General features: G+C 72.1%; 8 protein-coding genes. 5 read left to right on the top strand and 3 right to left on the bottom strand.

The window, feature by feature from the left end:
• Window positions 1–57: 57 nt before the first annotated feature.
• Window positions 58–1896: an endonuclease/exonuclease/phosphatase family protein gene (locus tag ACFVT5_RS23355; RefSeq protein ID WP_389891151.1), complete on the bottom strand. Its 1839-nt coding sequence runs from the start codon at window positions 1894–1896 to the stop codon at window positions 58–60.
• A gap of 228 nt (window positions 1897–2124) precedes the next feature.
• On the opposite strand from ACFVT5_RS23355, the gene ACFVT5_RS23350 reads away from it, so the two are divergent.
• Together ACFVT5_RS23350 and ACFVT5_RS23345 are read left to right on the top strand one after the other, a co-directional pair.
• Complete coding sequence (locus ACFVT5_RS23350; protein WP_389891148.1) at window positions 2125–3582, top strand: hypothetical protein; 1458 nt, start codon at window positions 2125–2127, stop codon at window positions 3580–3582.
• Between the two features lie 153 nt (window positions 3583–3735).
• Window positions 3736–5199 carry an alkaline phosphatase PhoX gene (locus ACFVT5_RS23345; protein ID WP_389891146.1) on the top strand — a complete coding sequence of 488 codons (1464 nt, stop codon included), beginning with the start codon at window positions 3736–3738 and terminating at the stop codon, window positions 5197–5199.
• A gap of 5 nt (window positions 5200–5204) precedes the next feature.
• Here ACFVT5_RS23345 and ACFVT5_RS23340 read toward each other — a convergent pair whose 3' ends face one another.
• Both ACFVT5_RS23340 and ACFVT5_RS23335 read right to left on the bottom strand, forming a co-directional pair.
• Window positions 5205–7505 carry a PQQ-binding-like beta-propeller repeat protein gene (locus ACFVT5_RS23340; RefSeq protein ID WP_389891143.1) on the bottom strand — a complete coding sequence of 767 codons (2301 nt, stop codon included), beginning with the start codon at window positions 7503–7505 and terminating at the stop codon, window positions 5205–5207.
• Window positions 7502–9826, bottom strand: a complete 2325-nt coding sequence (locus ACFVT5_RS23335; protein ID WP_389891141.1) for a protein kinase — start codon at window positions 9824–9826, stop codon at window positions 7502–7504. The genes ACFVT5_RS23340 and ACFVT5_RS23335 overlap by 4 nt, the downstream gene beginning before the upstream one ends.
• Before the next feature lie 207 nt (window positions 9827–10033).
• Between ACFVT5_RS23335 and ACFVT5_RS23330 the strand changes: the two genes are divergently transcribed.
• The 3 genes from ACFVT5_RS23330 to ACFVT5_RS23320 all read left to right on the top strand — a co-directional run bounded on the left by ACFVT5_RS23330 (window position 10034) and on the right by ACFVT5_RS23320 (window position 13106).
• Window positions 10034–10693: a GntR family transcriptional regulator gene (locus ACFVT5_RS23330; RefSeq protein ID WP_389891138.1), complete on the top strand. Its 660-nt coding sequence runs from the start codon at window positions 10034–10036 to the stop codon at window positions 10691–10693.
• A 56-nt stretch (window positions 10694–10749) separates the two neighbouring features.
• Complete coding sequence (locus ACFVT5_RS23325) at window positions 10750–11772, top strand: 1-aminocyclopropane-1-carboxylate deaminase (RefSeq protein WP_389891135.1); 1023 nt, start codon at window positions 10750–10752, stop codon at window positions 11770–11772.
• A gap of 128 nt (window positions 11773–11900) precedes the next feature.
• A complete protein-coding gene (locus tag ACFVT5_RS23320) occupies window positions 11901–13106 on the top strand; it encodes a TerD family protein (protein ID WP_389891924.1) in 1206 nt (401 codons plus the stop codon).
• Window positions 13107–13293: the final 187 nt, after the last annotated feature.

Genomic DNA, 13293 nt, shown 5'->3' with positions numbered 1-13293 from the left:
TCACTGCGGCCTCCGTCCGGGACGGAGGCCGCAGTGTGCCGTTCAGCCGCGAGGGACCTACGGACGGAAGCGCAGCACCTGCGGGTCGTGGTCGCTGTCCTGCGCCGCGAACTCGGCGTTGATGTGCACGCTGTCGTAGGCGTAGGCGCCCTTGCGTATCGACGGGCTCACCAGGATCTGGTCGAGCACCTGGCTGTTGCCCTGGTAGTCGTACGTGTACCGCTCGCTCTTCGGCAGCGACTTGATGGCCGACCAGAGCGCGCCGCCGTCCTCCAGGAGGCTGGCCGTGCCGGAGAACTCGAAGTCGTTGATGTCGCCGAGCGCGATGACATCCGCGTCACGCTGCACCTTGAGGATGTCCTTGACGAAGGTGTTCAGCTCCTTCGCCTGAAGGTGCCGCTGGACCTCGGAGATCCGGTTCGGCGGCTGGATGTGCGAGGTCAGCGCCTGGTCGCCGCCCTTGGACGCGAAGTGGTTGGCGATCACGAAGACCGTGCGGCCCTGGAAGACGAACTCACCGGCCAGCGGCTTACGGCTGTTCTTCCAGGCGTCCGACGTGGGGTTGACCCGGCCCGGCGAGTACGTCAGCGCCGCCTTGCCGTGCGCCGAGGTCACCCCGGTCGCGTCGGTGGCGCCGCCGCCCGGACGGTCCGTGAAGGAAACCCGGTCCGGGTTGTACAGGAAGACCTGGCGGATGTTGCCGCCCGGCTCGCCGCCGTCCTGGTCGTTGACCGGGTCGACCGAGCGCCACGCGTACTTCGGGCCGCCCTGCGCCACGATCGCGTCGAGGAACTTCTGTACGGTCACATCCGCGGCGACCGTACCGTCGTCCTTCGCGCCGTTGTTGTCCTGGATCTCCTCCAGGGCCACGATGTCCGGCGACTGGAGGTGCGTGACCACGGCCCGCGCCAACTTGTCGAACTTTTCCTGCGGGTCGGTCGGGTCGAGGTTCTCGACGTTGTACGTCGCCACGGCCAGCTCGCCGCTCTTCTGCTTCTTCGTCGTCTCGCGGGCCAGACCCTTGTCGACGACGGTGCCCATCGTCCGAGCGGTCAGCGTGTACCCGCCGAACTGGCTGAAGTCCAGGGGCCCTTCGGTGTCACCCTTGAGGACGTCCCCGACGTTCGCCGTGGGGAAGGGGTGCTCGGCGGTGGTCGGGACCAGCGACTGGATCTGGAGCCGGCCGGTGTTCTGCGAGGTGTACGAGCCGTAGACGGTGCCGCCGCGCCGGGCGTCGTTCTCGTCCGGCTTCACCGTCACCCACAGCTCGGCGTACGGGTCCGTCGCCGTGACCACGCGCGAGGTGCCGACGCGCACGTTCATGCCCTCAAGGGACTCGTAGTAGTCCAGGGCGTACTTCTTGGGGTTCAGCGTGAGGCCGTTCACCGAACCCTGGGCCGCCGGGTCGCCCTCGGGCGCGTACCGGTCCGGTACCGAACGGGCGTCGATGGTGACCGCCTTCGGCAGCGGGTTGCCCGAGGACACGACCGTCACGACCGGCTTGCCGATCTGCGTGACCGACTGATTGCCGGAGGCCGCACCGCCCGGCGTGAACTCCGACACGGTGCCGGACACCGTCACCGAGTCACCCACGGCGACGGTCGGCGCCGTACTGGTGAAGACGAAGATCCCCTCGCTGGTGGCGGGGTCGCGGTCCGGGTTCGGGTCCTGGAACCAGAAGCCCTTGGACGAGCCGTAGGTCCGCACCCCGGTCACGATGCCCGGGACGTCCGCGACCGGCTTGCCCGCGAAGGGGGATATCCGGGTGGTGCCCTGGATGTCATGGATACGGATCTCGTCCGCCTGGGCGGTCGAGGTGAGCACCACGGTGGTCACGGTGGTGCAGACGGCGGCGACGGTGAGCGCGGCGAGACGATACGAGGTCCTGCTGGGCAAGGGGGTTCCCTCCGGGGGCGGAGTGGGGCCGGCGGTGGCGGAGGTGGGGGGCTCGACCTCGGCCGTCGGCGTTATCTACGCGCGTCAATCTCTTCGGTGCGCACGGGCGTTGTCAAGGTCTGGAGGGTGTACTGCGCTTGACGGGTACATGAACCGGGCGGCATGGGTCCAAATCCGTCTAGGCTGAGCCGTCGACGCCGCCACGTACCTCCGGAGGAGAACCAGCCGATGTCAGACAGCTCCCCCCTGCCCCCGGTGCGGCTGCACTCCGAAGCGGAGCTGGCCCGGGACGCCCTGGCCGCCCCGCTGCTCTCCCGTGCCGTGCGCCTGGCCCGCTGGGCGGGACCCGGCACCCGGGTCGGGGCGGGCGGCGAACTGGTGGACGAGCAGCTGCCCGTGGCGGCCGTGGAGCTGGGGCTCCTGGACGCCGGCGCCGGGACCGAGGACGACGCCGCCGCCTACGCGAGCGAGGCATGGCGGGTCGCCGTCGACACCGGCCTGGTCGAGATCACCGACGAGGAGGAGGGCACCGTCACGCCCGGCGCCGACCTCGCGCTGCTCACCTCCGGCTCCCCGCAGGACGTCCTCACCCTCTGGCTGGGCGCCCTGGACACCGTCCTCGCCGACGCGAGCGTGCCCGACCTGGACGGCCTGGTCGACGCCATGGGCGAGGACGGAACCGTCGACTTCGGCGGCCTGGACTGGAATCCGGAGGCCGAGGCCGAGTTCCTGGAGGGGGTGCTCGGCAACCTCTATCTGCTGACCGTCAGCGAGGACGGCCCCGGCGAAGGTCCGGTGCCGCTGCCCGCGCTCGCCGCGTCGATGATCGTGCCCGACGACATGGGCGAGCCCACCGACGACATCCTGGAGCAGGTGTCGGACGCGATGATGCGGCTCGACGACCAGTTCCGGCTGCTCGCACCCGTCGGGCTCGTCGAGTTCCAGCCGGTGGACGAGGCACTCATGGCCGACGCGGACGAGGACTTCGCCGACCCCGCCGACGCCGACGCCGACGACACCGACGTCAGCCGCTACGGCATGGTCCGGCTCACCCCGCTCGGTCTGTACGGGGTGCGCGCGCGGATGCTGGAGGCAGGCGTCGACGCGCCCGCCGTGGGGGACCTCGCGGACAAGGGCGCCGACGCGCTGCTCGACGGCACCGCCGCGTTCCCGCAGCGCGCCGCCCAGGCGGAGATCGAGGAGTGGCTCACCCGCCGCGAACACCTCGCCGGAGCACGGGAGTTGCTGGCCGCCGCACGCGGCGGCGACCCGGGCGCCCCGCTGCGAAGGCTCCGCTGCCAGCAGGCACTCTCGCTGGTCGGCGCCGACGCGGAACCGGCGCTGCGCGAGGTCCTGGACGACGCGGAGTTGGGCGGTCTGGCCCGGGTGTGGCTGGCCGAGCAGGGGGCGACGGACGTACCGCCGCCGTCCGAGGAGCTGGTGTTCTGGCTGACCGTCGACACGATCGCCGCGCAGCTCGCCGCCGAGGGCAACTCGGAGGAGCTTCAGGCCCTGGTCGAGGGTCTCGCGGCGCAGCACAGCGGGTTCTTCGACGCGGCCTGGCGGGTGGAGCACCCGGCGACACCGGACGTCCTGGAGACGATGGGCCGCCTGCACCCGGACAAGTCGATCGCGAAGCGGGCCCGTAAGGCGGCCTTCAAGGCGCGCTCCCAGCAAGGGGGGTGACCCCGGGACTGCCGGTCCGAGCGGGGAGTGCGGCTTGCGGCGTGCGGGTGGAAAGCCACCCCCGGTAGGCGAGGAGTTCAACCGGCGTTCAGCCGGACGCGGCACTGTGATGCCCGGACTTCGCCCCGTCGTTCGCGCCTCCCAGGAGACAGCATGTCGCTCACCCGCAGGGACTTCGCCCGACGATCCGCGCTCACCGGTGCCGGTGTCGCGCTGGCGGGCAGCACCGGCGTCCTCGCCACCGCCCCCGGCGCCCTCGCCTCGCAGGACACCGAGACCGCCCACGAGGGCGCGGACGGTTCATCGGACCGCCACCACCACGACGGCGCCGGCTACGGCCCCCTCGTCCCCGACCTGGCCGGCATCCTCGCGCTGCCCGCCGGATTCTCGTACCGGATCATCACCCACAGCGGCAAGACGAAGCTGGAGTCCGGCGAGAGCACACCGTCGAACCATGACGGCACCGCCGCCTTCGCCGGGCCGCGCGGGACGACACTGCTCGTCAACAACCATGAGCTGAAGGGCCCCCGGGCCAACTGGCCGCACCCCGTGCCGCTCGCCGACGGCCTCGTCTACGACCCGGCCGCTTCCGGTGGCTGCACGGTGGTCGAGATCCGGCCCGGCGGCCAGGTCGCCGAGTGGGTCGGCATCGCGGGCACCGCCACCAACTGCGCCGGCGGGTCGACGCCCTGGGGCACCTGGCTCACCTGCGAGGAGACCGAGGACAAGGCCGGCAAGAACGGCATGACCGAGGACCACGGCTACGTCTTCGAGGTCGACCCCGAAGACCGCCGCGCCAACCGGGACCCGCGGCCGATCAAGGCGCTCGGCCGGTACGCGCACGAGGCCGTCGTGGTCGACCCCCGGCGCGGCCACCTCTACCTCACCGAGGACGCCGACGAGCCCAACGGACTGCTGTACCGCTGGACCCCGCCGAAGGGCTTCCAACACGGTCGCGGGAAGCTGCGCACCCTCGCCGACGACGCCGGGATCCTCCAGGCGCCCCAGTGCTACGACTCCGGCGGCCGGTTCGTGGACGACCTGTCGCGCGCCACCCGGATCGGCACGGTGTACGGCGTCGACTGGGTGGACGTGCCCGACCGGGACGCCCGGACCGTCTCCGTACGCAAGCAGTTCACGGACGGCCGGGTCACGCGGGCCCGCAAGCTCGAAGGCATGTGGTGGGGCGACGGCGGCGCGTACATCGTGTCGTCCTACGCGCGCGACGAGAGTCCCGTACAGCACGACGGGCAGGTCTGGTTCTACGACCCGAAGCGACGCACCCTCACCCTGAAGGTGCTGCTCGGCGTGAACCCGGACCCGGAGCGCGACGGCGCCTTCGACGGCCCCGACAACATCACCGTCTCACCGTACGGCGGCCTCGTCATCGCCGAGGACGGCGCCGGGGTGCAGCACCTGTTCGGCGCGACGGACAGTGGCCGTACGTACCCGATCGCCCGCAACGAACTCAACCAGGGCACCGAGGCGGAGCCGGAGTACTCCGAGTTCACGGGAGTCACCTTCTCGCCGGACGGCGGCACCCTGTACGCGAACATCCAGGAACCGGGCATCATGCTGGCGATCAGGGGCCCGTGGAAGAGGCAACGCTCCCGCTGAGGCCCTCACCTCTTGTTGTGCGCGTGGACGGTTGCGCGGCCCGTCAGGGTGTACGGGCCGCGCGTGTCGGCGGTCAGGGCGGTGATCGGGGCGTTCAGGGGCCAGCGGCCCCGTTCCTTCCGGTCGGTCAGGCGAAGGGCGACGACCTCGCTGCCCGCCGCCGCGTACACCGTGTCGCCCTCGACCACCGGCGGGCACTGGGCGGGACCGTCACCGAGGTCCGGTACCGTCCAGCGCCGGCGGCCGGTGGACGGCTCGATCGCCTCCAGGGTGCGGTCCGACGACCAATGCAGCAGCAGACCACCCGCGCCCACACAGGTCCGGCGCCCCCCGGGCCGGGGGGTCCAGCAGGCGTCGAGGCCGAGCGCCGGACGGTTCCAGACCACCGCGCCCGTGTCGGGGTCCAGGCCGTACAGGTCTTTCCCGGACAGGAGGAGTCCGACGGTGCCCAGACGGTCGAGGGCCGTCGAGCCGGGGGACACCGGCACGCCCAGCTTCCGTGGCCGCCGGACCGCGCTGCCGTCGTCCGTGTCGATGACGTGCAGGAGCCCGTCGTCGGTGAGCAGCGCGAAACGGTTCCGGGCTATGCCGCCCACGAGCAGCGGCGCCGCCTCCGTACCGTCGTACTCCCAGCGGGTGCGCCCGTCGTAGGCGCCGACGCAGCGCGGGCGCGGGCGCCTGCCGCCCAACTCGTACGTCAGGAACAGGTGGTCGCCGAGCACGGCGGGCGCCTGCCACTCGATGGCGTCGGTGTCCTGCCAGGCGCGTTCGCCCGACCGCAGGGCCACCGCGTGTGTCACGTTCTTGGCGGAGTCCGTGCTGCCCTCGTACTGGCAGATCAGGGTGGTCCCCACGACCGTGAACCATTGGAGCGTGGACGGCAGTTGGTCCGTGGTCTTCGGCTCGCGCCCGGTGGTCGCGTCCCGTGCGGGCACCCCGACATCGCCCGCCGTCAGGAAACCCTCGCTGACACCCCACGCCGTGGGTGCCGCCGTGGACGCCTCCGTACGCCAGAGCCGGTCGCCGCGCTCCGCCGCGCGGGCCTGCACCGTGCCGTCGACGGAGCCGATGCCCTCCGTGCCGTGCAGCACCACACCGGATTCGGTGACGAGCATCCCGTCGATCGCGCCGCTCGTCGCCGTCAGCGTCCAGCGCTTCGCACCAGGGGCCGTCGAGCCCTGCCGGACGGTCCAGTCCGGGACGTCGTCACCGCCTTTGCCGGCGTCGGGGAGTCGGGTGCTGTACACGATCAGCCCGGTGAGACCGCCGAGGGCGGTGAGGAGGAGGGCTCGGCGGGCCAGGGTGGCGCGGCGGTCGGAGCGTGCCGGATCTATGGCGAACCGGCGCCTGCGGACGGCTTCCGGCTCGGGTTCGGGCGCCGGTTCTGATTTCGGTTCGGCCGGTGGCTGTATGTGTCCGGCGCCCGTCACCAGCGACCGCAGCGGTTCCGTACGCCACCACAGGGGCGCCGCCCGGTCCGCCGTGCGGCGCAGTACCGCCTCCGGATCGGGGCGCCGCTCCGGTGACTTGTGCAGACAGTCCGCGATCAGCTCCCGCAGCCCGTACTCCTCCGGTACGTCCGTGAGGTCGGGGGCGTCGTTCACCGCCCGGTACAGCAGCACGGCCGCGTTGCCCGGCCCGAACGGGGCGCGTCCGGACGCCGTGTACGCGAGTACCGCGCCCAGCGCGAAGACGTCCGTCGCCGGGGACACCGGCAGGCCCTCGACGATCTGCTCGGGCGCCATGTACCCGGGCGTCCCGATCATGTCGCCCGTCCCGGTCAGCCCCGGACGGTCACCGGCACCGCGCGCGATACCGAAGTCGATGACGCGGGGTCCGTCACCGGTGACCAGCACGTTCGACGGTTTCAGATCGCGATGCACCAGACCGGCCGTGTGGATGCTCCGCAGTGCCTCGGCGAGCGCGCCGCCCAGCGCCCGTACGGCGGCGGGCGGGAGCGGGCCCGTCAGGGACACCGCGCGGCGCAGTGTGACCCCGGGCAGATAGGCCGTCGCCAGCCACGGCACCGCCGCCCGCGGATCGGCGTCCACGACGGCGGCCGTGAACGCCCCGGTCACCGCCCGCGCCGCCGCCGCCTCACGGCGGAACCGTTCCCTGAAGTGCGGGTCGGCGGCGAGGTGTTCGTGCACCGTCTTCACCGCGACGAGCCGCCCACCGGGACTGCGCCCGAGATACACCTGCCCCATGCCGCCCGCGCCGAGCCGCCCGAGCAGCCGGTGTCCGCCGAGCCGCTCGGGATCCCCGGGCAGCAGCGGCTCACCGGCGGGGGAGGCGGTCCCGCTCATGTCGTCGCCGGTCCGCTCAGCGTCGTCAGGGTGCTGTTCGTGAGGACATGGACCAGACCGCCGCCCGCCGTCGCGGTCACCTTCGCCAGCCGTTCCACGGGCGCCGCCCACACCAGCTCACCCGTGTCCGCGTCCAGTGCGTGAACTCCCCATGTGGGCCTACCTCCTGACGCGGTGTCGGGTACCGCATCGGGGTCGGGCCCGGCCGCGTACAGCAGCCCGTCGGCGACCAGCGGCGGTACGTCGGAATCGTCCAGCCGTGCCACGTCGTCGCGCCGCCAGCGCACCCGTCCGTTCGTCGCGTCGAGCGCGCCGACCGTGTCGTACGTCGCGAAGTGCACCAGGCCGCCGTGTGCCGTGGACGTGACCCGGGCGTCGTCCACGCGGTGCGTCCAGCGGGCCCGCCCGGTGGCCAGGTCGACGCCCTCGACCGCACCGGACACCGCGTAGTAGCCGGTGCCTTGGGCGCCGGGCCGCACCTCGGGCCGTGCCGCGCCGCCCGCCACCTGGCCGGCGACCCTGCCGTCCCGCTCCCGGAGCAGCACCAGTGGTCCCGTCGGTGAACCGTCCTTCAGGTCACCGGAGTTGATCGCGAGCCCGAACTCCCCTTCCGTGAAGTCCACTTCGACGACCTCGGCGGGCGTGCCCTCGTGAAACCAGAGCGGTTCGCCGGCGGTCAGGTCGTACCCGTACGCGCGCCACGGCATCTGCTGCGCGGTGCGCCGGGCCCATGCGGTGCCGTACGACCAGGAGGTCACCAGACAGGCGCGTTCCGGCGACACGGCGAGCGTCACCCGCCGGCCGTCCACATGTGTGTCCTGCGTCATCGAGGCGCGCGGCCGGTCCGGGTGCTGGAGCAGTGAGGCCGTACGCCACCGTGCCGCCCCGGTCCGCGCGTCGAGGGCGACGATCTCGGCGTCGAACAGCGGCGGCTTCTTGAGCACGTACGCCGTGTCGCCGCGCGGGACGACGTCCGCGACCTCCTCGTACTTCCAGGCGACCGCGCCGGTAGGGGCGTCGAACCGGGTGAGGGTCCTGTCGGCACGTACGTACAGCGCCGTGCCGTCGAGGCGGAAGGCGGCGCCCCCGTACCCCACGGCCCCGACCTCCTTGCTCCAGACGGTGGTGCCGCGCTTCCAGGGGGTGGGCGACGCGTTCGGTTTCGCGCCGGACGCCTGGTCGTTCGAGCCGTCCGTGTCGTCCTGAGTGAGGACCAGGGCGGTGGTGGTGACGGCGGTGGCGGCGACGGCGAGTCCGGCGCCGGTCCAGCGGAGGAGGGCGCGGCGGGTGGGGCGAGGGTCGGGGGAGGGTGAGGGTGCGGCAACGGGGGGTTCGGGACGGATATGTGACGGTGTGTCAGTCAGGAGGAGCGTCCCCATGGCGGTCGGGTCCGTCGCGTCCGTCGGGTCGTGTCGGTCCGCCTCCTCCGCCATCTGGACCGCTTCGTCCGCCTGGTCCTCGTAATGGCGGATGAGCGTCGTCACCGACGGCTGTTCCCACCAGGGCGCCGACGCGTGCGGTGCGCACCACTCCAGTACCTCCTGGACCGTCGGGCGGTCCGCCGGGTCCTTGGCGAGGCAGCGGGTGAGGAAGGCGGTCCACTCCGCGTCGGCGACGCCCACCAGGTCCGGTTCCTCGTGCAGCGTGCGGTACAGCACCTGGGGCGCCGAACCGGAACCGTGCGGATTGCGGCCCGTGGCCGACAGCGCGAGGAGCGCGCCGAGCGCGAACACGTCCGCCGGCGGGCCGGTCTCACCGTCCCGTGTGATGTGTTCGGGTGCCATGAAGCCGGGCGAGCCGATCAACTCGCCGGTACCGGTGAGGGTGTCACCGGCCCGCTCCCCGTCGGACGGGGACTCCGGTACCGGGCGGGCGATCCCGAAGTCGAGGACCTTCGGGCCGTCCACCGTCACGACGACGTTCGCCGGTTTCAGGTCGCGGTGCACCAGACCGGCCGCGTGTACGGCGGCCAGCGCCTCGGCCAGGGCGGCGCCCAGCGTGGCGAGGTCGCCGGGGCCCAGCGGACCCAGTGCGGTGAGCGCCTCCGAGAGCGAGGGCCCGGCACAGAACTCGACGGCCAGCCAAGGGCGTTCGGCCTCCGGGTCCGCGTCAAGGACCGCCGCCGTGAAAGGGCCCGCGATGGCCCGCGCCGCCTCGGCCTCGCGGCGGAACCGCTCCCGGAAACGGGCGTCGGCGGCGAGGTGCCCGCGCACCACCTTGACGGCGACGAGCCGCCCGGACGCCGACCGGGCGAGGTGCACCTGACTCGTCCCGCCCTCGCCGAGCGGTGCCACGAGCCGAAAGCCCCCCAACTCCACCATGAACGGGCTCCTTCTCGAACGGTCGCGCGGCGACCGGAAACGACGGCCGACGATCAATGCGACGCCTGCCGGGCGCCGTTGGGTTGCATCGCTGGGTGGGCTTGTTCCGATCTTGTTCCCGGTCCTGGCCCGGGGATGTCCCCGGGGATGTTTCCCGTCTTGTTCCGGTCTTGTTCCGGGGCGGGCTGACATCTAACATTTCAGTTCATGGGAGCCATTCGGCCCGTGCACCGCACCCTGCTGAGGGACCAGGCGTACGAGGCGATCCGGGACGCGATCGTGAGCGGGGACATCCCGCCCGGCACGGTCGTGCGGGACGCCGAACTCGCCCAGGAACTCGGGCTGTCCCGCGCACCGGTCCGTGAGGCGTTCTCGCGGCTGGTGGACGAGGGCCTCCTGGAGACCAAACCGCAGAGCTACACGCGCGTGACGGTCCTCGTCGCCGCCGAGGTCAGACACGCGGCGGCCGTCGTCCGCGCCCTGCACGAACTCGTCGCGCGTACGGCCGTACCGCTCCTCGCGCCGGACGACGTCGAGACGATGCGGGCGGCCAACACACGGTTCGCCGCCGCGGTCCGTGCCGGGGACGTGGACGCGGCGGTGAGCGCGGACGACGCCCTGCACGACGTCCTCGTACGGGTCGCGGGCAACCGCGCTGCCGCCGCGACGATCGCCCGGTACACGCCGCTCATCCGCCGGCTGGAGCGGCGGCGCTTCGGCGACGCCGTGAGCTGCCGCTCGGCGGATCTGCACGAGCGGTTGATCCACGCGTGCGGGGTGGGGGACGTGGCGGGGGCGGTCGCCGTGACGACGGAGATCTGGCGTGCCTTGGAGGAACTGGCGGACGGCACCACGGACCACCCTTGATCCACATCCGCACCTGATGCCCATCCCTGTGAACCCAGCCCCGGGAGGCCGTCCGTATGTCTGAGTCCCTTGAGTCGTACACCCGTCATCCGTTGCTGTTCGGACCCTCGCCGGTGCACCCCATGGAGCGGCTGACCCGGCAGCTCGGCGGGGCGTCGCTGTGGGCGAAGCGGGAGGACTGCAACTCCGGTATCGCCTTCGGTGGGAACAAGACCCGCAAGCTGGAGTACCTCGTGGCGGACGCCCTCGCGCAGGGGTGCGACACGCTGGTGTCGATCGGCGGGGTGCAGTCGAACCACACCCGGCAGGTCGCCGCCGTCGCCGCGCATACGGGACTCAAGTGCGTGCTGGTGCAGGAGAGTTGGGTCGAGTGGCCGGACGCGGTGTACGACAAGGTCGGCAACATCCTGATCAGCCGGCTCGCGGGCGCCGACGTCCGGTTGGTACGGGCGGGTTTCGGCATCGGCTTCAAGGAGAGCTGGGAGCAGGCGCTGCGGGAGGTCGAGGAGTCCGGCGGCAAGCCCTACGCGATTCCGGCCGGCGCGTCGGACCATCCGCTGGGCGGTCTCGGCTTCGCGAACTGGGCGCACGAGGTCGCCGCGCAGGAACGTGAGCTGGGCGTCTTCTTCGACACCGTCGTGGTGTGCTCGGTGACGGGGTCGACGCAGGCGGGGATGATCGCGGGGTTCGCGGCGCTGGCCGAGGCCGGTGGGCGAGAGCGGCGCGTCCTGGGCATCGACGCGTCGGCCGACCCGGGCCGCACCCGTGAGCAGATCGCCCGGATCGCGGCGGACACCGCCCGCCGGATCGGTGTGCGGCGGGAGATCGGCGTCGCGGACGTGGAACTGGACGAGCGCTACCACGGTGGCACGTACGGGGTCCCGGACGAGGTCACCCTCGACGCGATGCGCCGCGCGGCGAGCACCGAGGGCATGATCACGGACCCGGTGTACGAGGGGAAGTCGATGGCCGGTCTGATCGACCTGGTCAGCAGGGCGGAGATCGCCAAGGACTCGACGGTGCTCTATGCCCACCTGGGCGGGCAACCGGCGCTGAACGCGTACAGCGCCCTGTTCTGACCGCCCCTGACTTCCCTCCGACCGCTTCCGGATCGTCCCCGATCCCTCTGGCCGAAGCGGGGTCGATCCATTCGGGTTGGTAAGGGAACGGCAAAGCGGGGTCGTTCGTTACCTCTGGCATGACAGCTATGACCCCCGGCTCGAACATCCCTCTGACCGCCACCCGCGTGGCGGTGGACGTCGCCGCACCCGTGCGGCTCGACGTATCGGGCCTGCTGCTCACCGCCGACGGCAAGGTGCGCTCCGACGACGACTTCATCTTCTACAACCAGCCCGCGGGCCCGGGGGTGACCTACCGCTCGGGCCAGGGCACCGCACCGGACGCGATCGTTGTGGACACGACGGCGGTGCCCCCGGGCATCGAGAAGATCGTCGTCACCGCGAGTCCCGACGCGGCGGGCCAGACCTTCCAGGGCGTCGAGCCCACGGCGACGATCCGCGGCGCGGACGACGGCAGTGTGCTCGCCACCTTCACCCCGCCCCAGCTCGGCTCGGAGACGGCCCTCGTGATCGTGGAGGTCTATCTGCGTAACGGCGCGTGGAAGGCCCGCGCGGTGGGCCAGGGCTACGCGAACGGCTTGGCGGGCATCGCGACGGACTTCGGCGTGACGGTGGAAGAACCGGCACCGGCACCGGTAGCGGCACCGATCCCGGCTCCGGCACCGGTGGCCCCGCCCGTTCCGCAGGCCGCCCCGCAGGCCCCGCCGCCCCCGATGGCGGCACCGACTCCGGCAGCGGCACCGGCGCCCGGCAGCGGCAAGATCAACCTCGACAAGGGCCGCGTCAGCCTCCAGAAGAACCAGACGGTGTCCCTGGTGAAGGGGGGCCGTCCGATGCTGTCGCAGGTCAAGATGGGCCTCGGCTGGGAGCCCGCGTTCCGGGGCAAGGACATCGACCTCGACGCGTCGGTCATCGCGTACGGCCCGCAGCGCAACCACCTGGACAGCTGCTACTTCGGCAAGCTGTCCATCCTGAACGGCGCGGTCAAGCACTCCGGGGACAACCTCACGGGTGAGGGAGCGGGCGACGACGAGGTGATCGTGGTCGACCTCGGCCGCCTGCCCCAGGAGGCCACGGGCCTGGTGTTCACGGTGAACTCGTTCTCGGGCCAGAAGTTCACCGAGGTGGCGAAGGCGTACTGCCGCCTGATGGACGCGGCGACCGGCGAGGAACTGGTCCGCTTCGACCTGACCGGCGCCCAGCCCCAGACCGGCGTCATGATGTGCAAGCTGATCCGCCAGTTCACCGGCGAATGGGAAATGACAGCGATCGGCGACTTCGTGAAGTCCCGCACGGTCAGGGGGATGGTGAAGCCGGGGGCACAGGCGCTCTAGCCCGAAGCCGGGCGGGACCGGGGAGCGGGTGCCGGGCCCGGAGGGCGTGACGGGTCGGGCAGGCCGCGCCGACGAGGCGATCCCCGGGCGGTCCGGCCCGGTGGGGCGATCGGGCCGAGTGGGCGGGTGGCGTCGAACGTTGTGGGTATCGGGCAGCTGAGTCCCGCCGGCGAGCAGGCGGGTGTCT

The organism is Streptomyces sp. NPDC058001 (assembly GCF_042886315.1).
GTDB lineage: Bacteria > Actinomycetota > Actinomycetes > Streptomycetales > Streptomycetaceae > Streptomyces.
Note: the sequence above shows the minus strand (reverse complement) of the source record. Positions and strands in the feature narration are given on the sequence as shown.

Bases quoted from the DNA above. Each gene is read 5' to 3' on its own strand.
- ACFVT5_RS23350 (WP_389891148.1), top strand. From the start codon at position 2,125: ATGTCAGACAGCTCCCCCCTGCCCCCGGTGCGGCTGCACTCCGAAGCG.
- ACFVT5_RS23345 (WP_389891146.1), top strand. From the start codon at position 3,736: ATGTCGCTCACCCGCAGGGACTTCGCCCGACGATCCGCGCTCACCGGT.
- ACFVT5_RS23340 (WP_389891143.1), bottom strand. From the start codon at position 7,505: ATGAGCGGGACCGCCTCCCCCGCCGGTGAGCCGCTGCTGCCCGGGGAT.
- ACFVT5_RS23335 (WP_389891141.1), bottom strand. From the start codon at position 9,826: ATGGTGGAGTTGGGGGGCTTTCGGCTCGTGGCACCGCTCGGCGAGGGC.
- ACFVT5_RS23330 (WP_389891138.1), top strand. From the start codon at position 10,034: ATGGGAGCCATTCGGCCCGTGCACCGCACCCTGCTGAGGGACCAGGCG.
- ACFVT5_RS23325 (WP_389891135.1), top strand. From the start codon at position 10,750: ATGTCTGAGTCCCTTGAGTCGTACACCCGTCATCCGTTGCTGTTCGGA.
- ACFVT5_RS23320 (WP_389891924.1), top strand. From the start codon at position 11,901: ATGACCCCCGGCTCGAACATCCCTCTGACCGCCACCCGCGTGGCGGTG.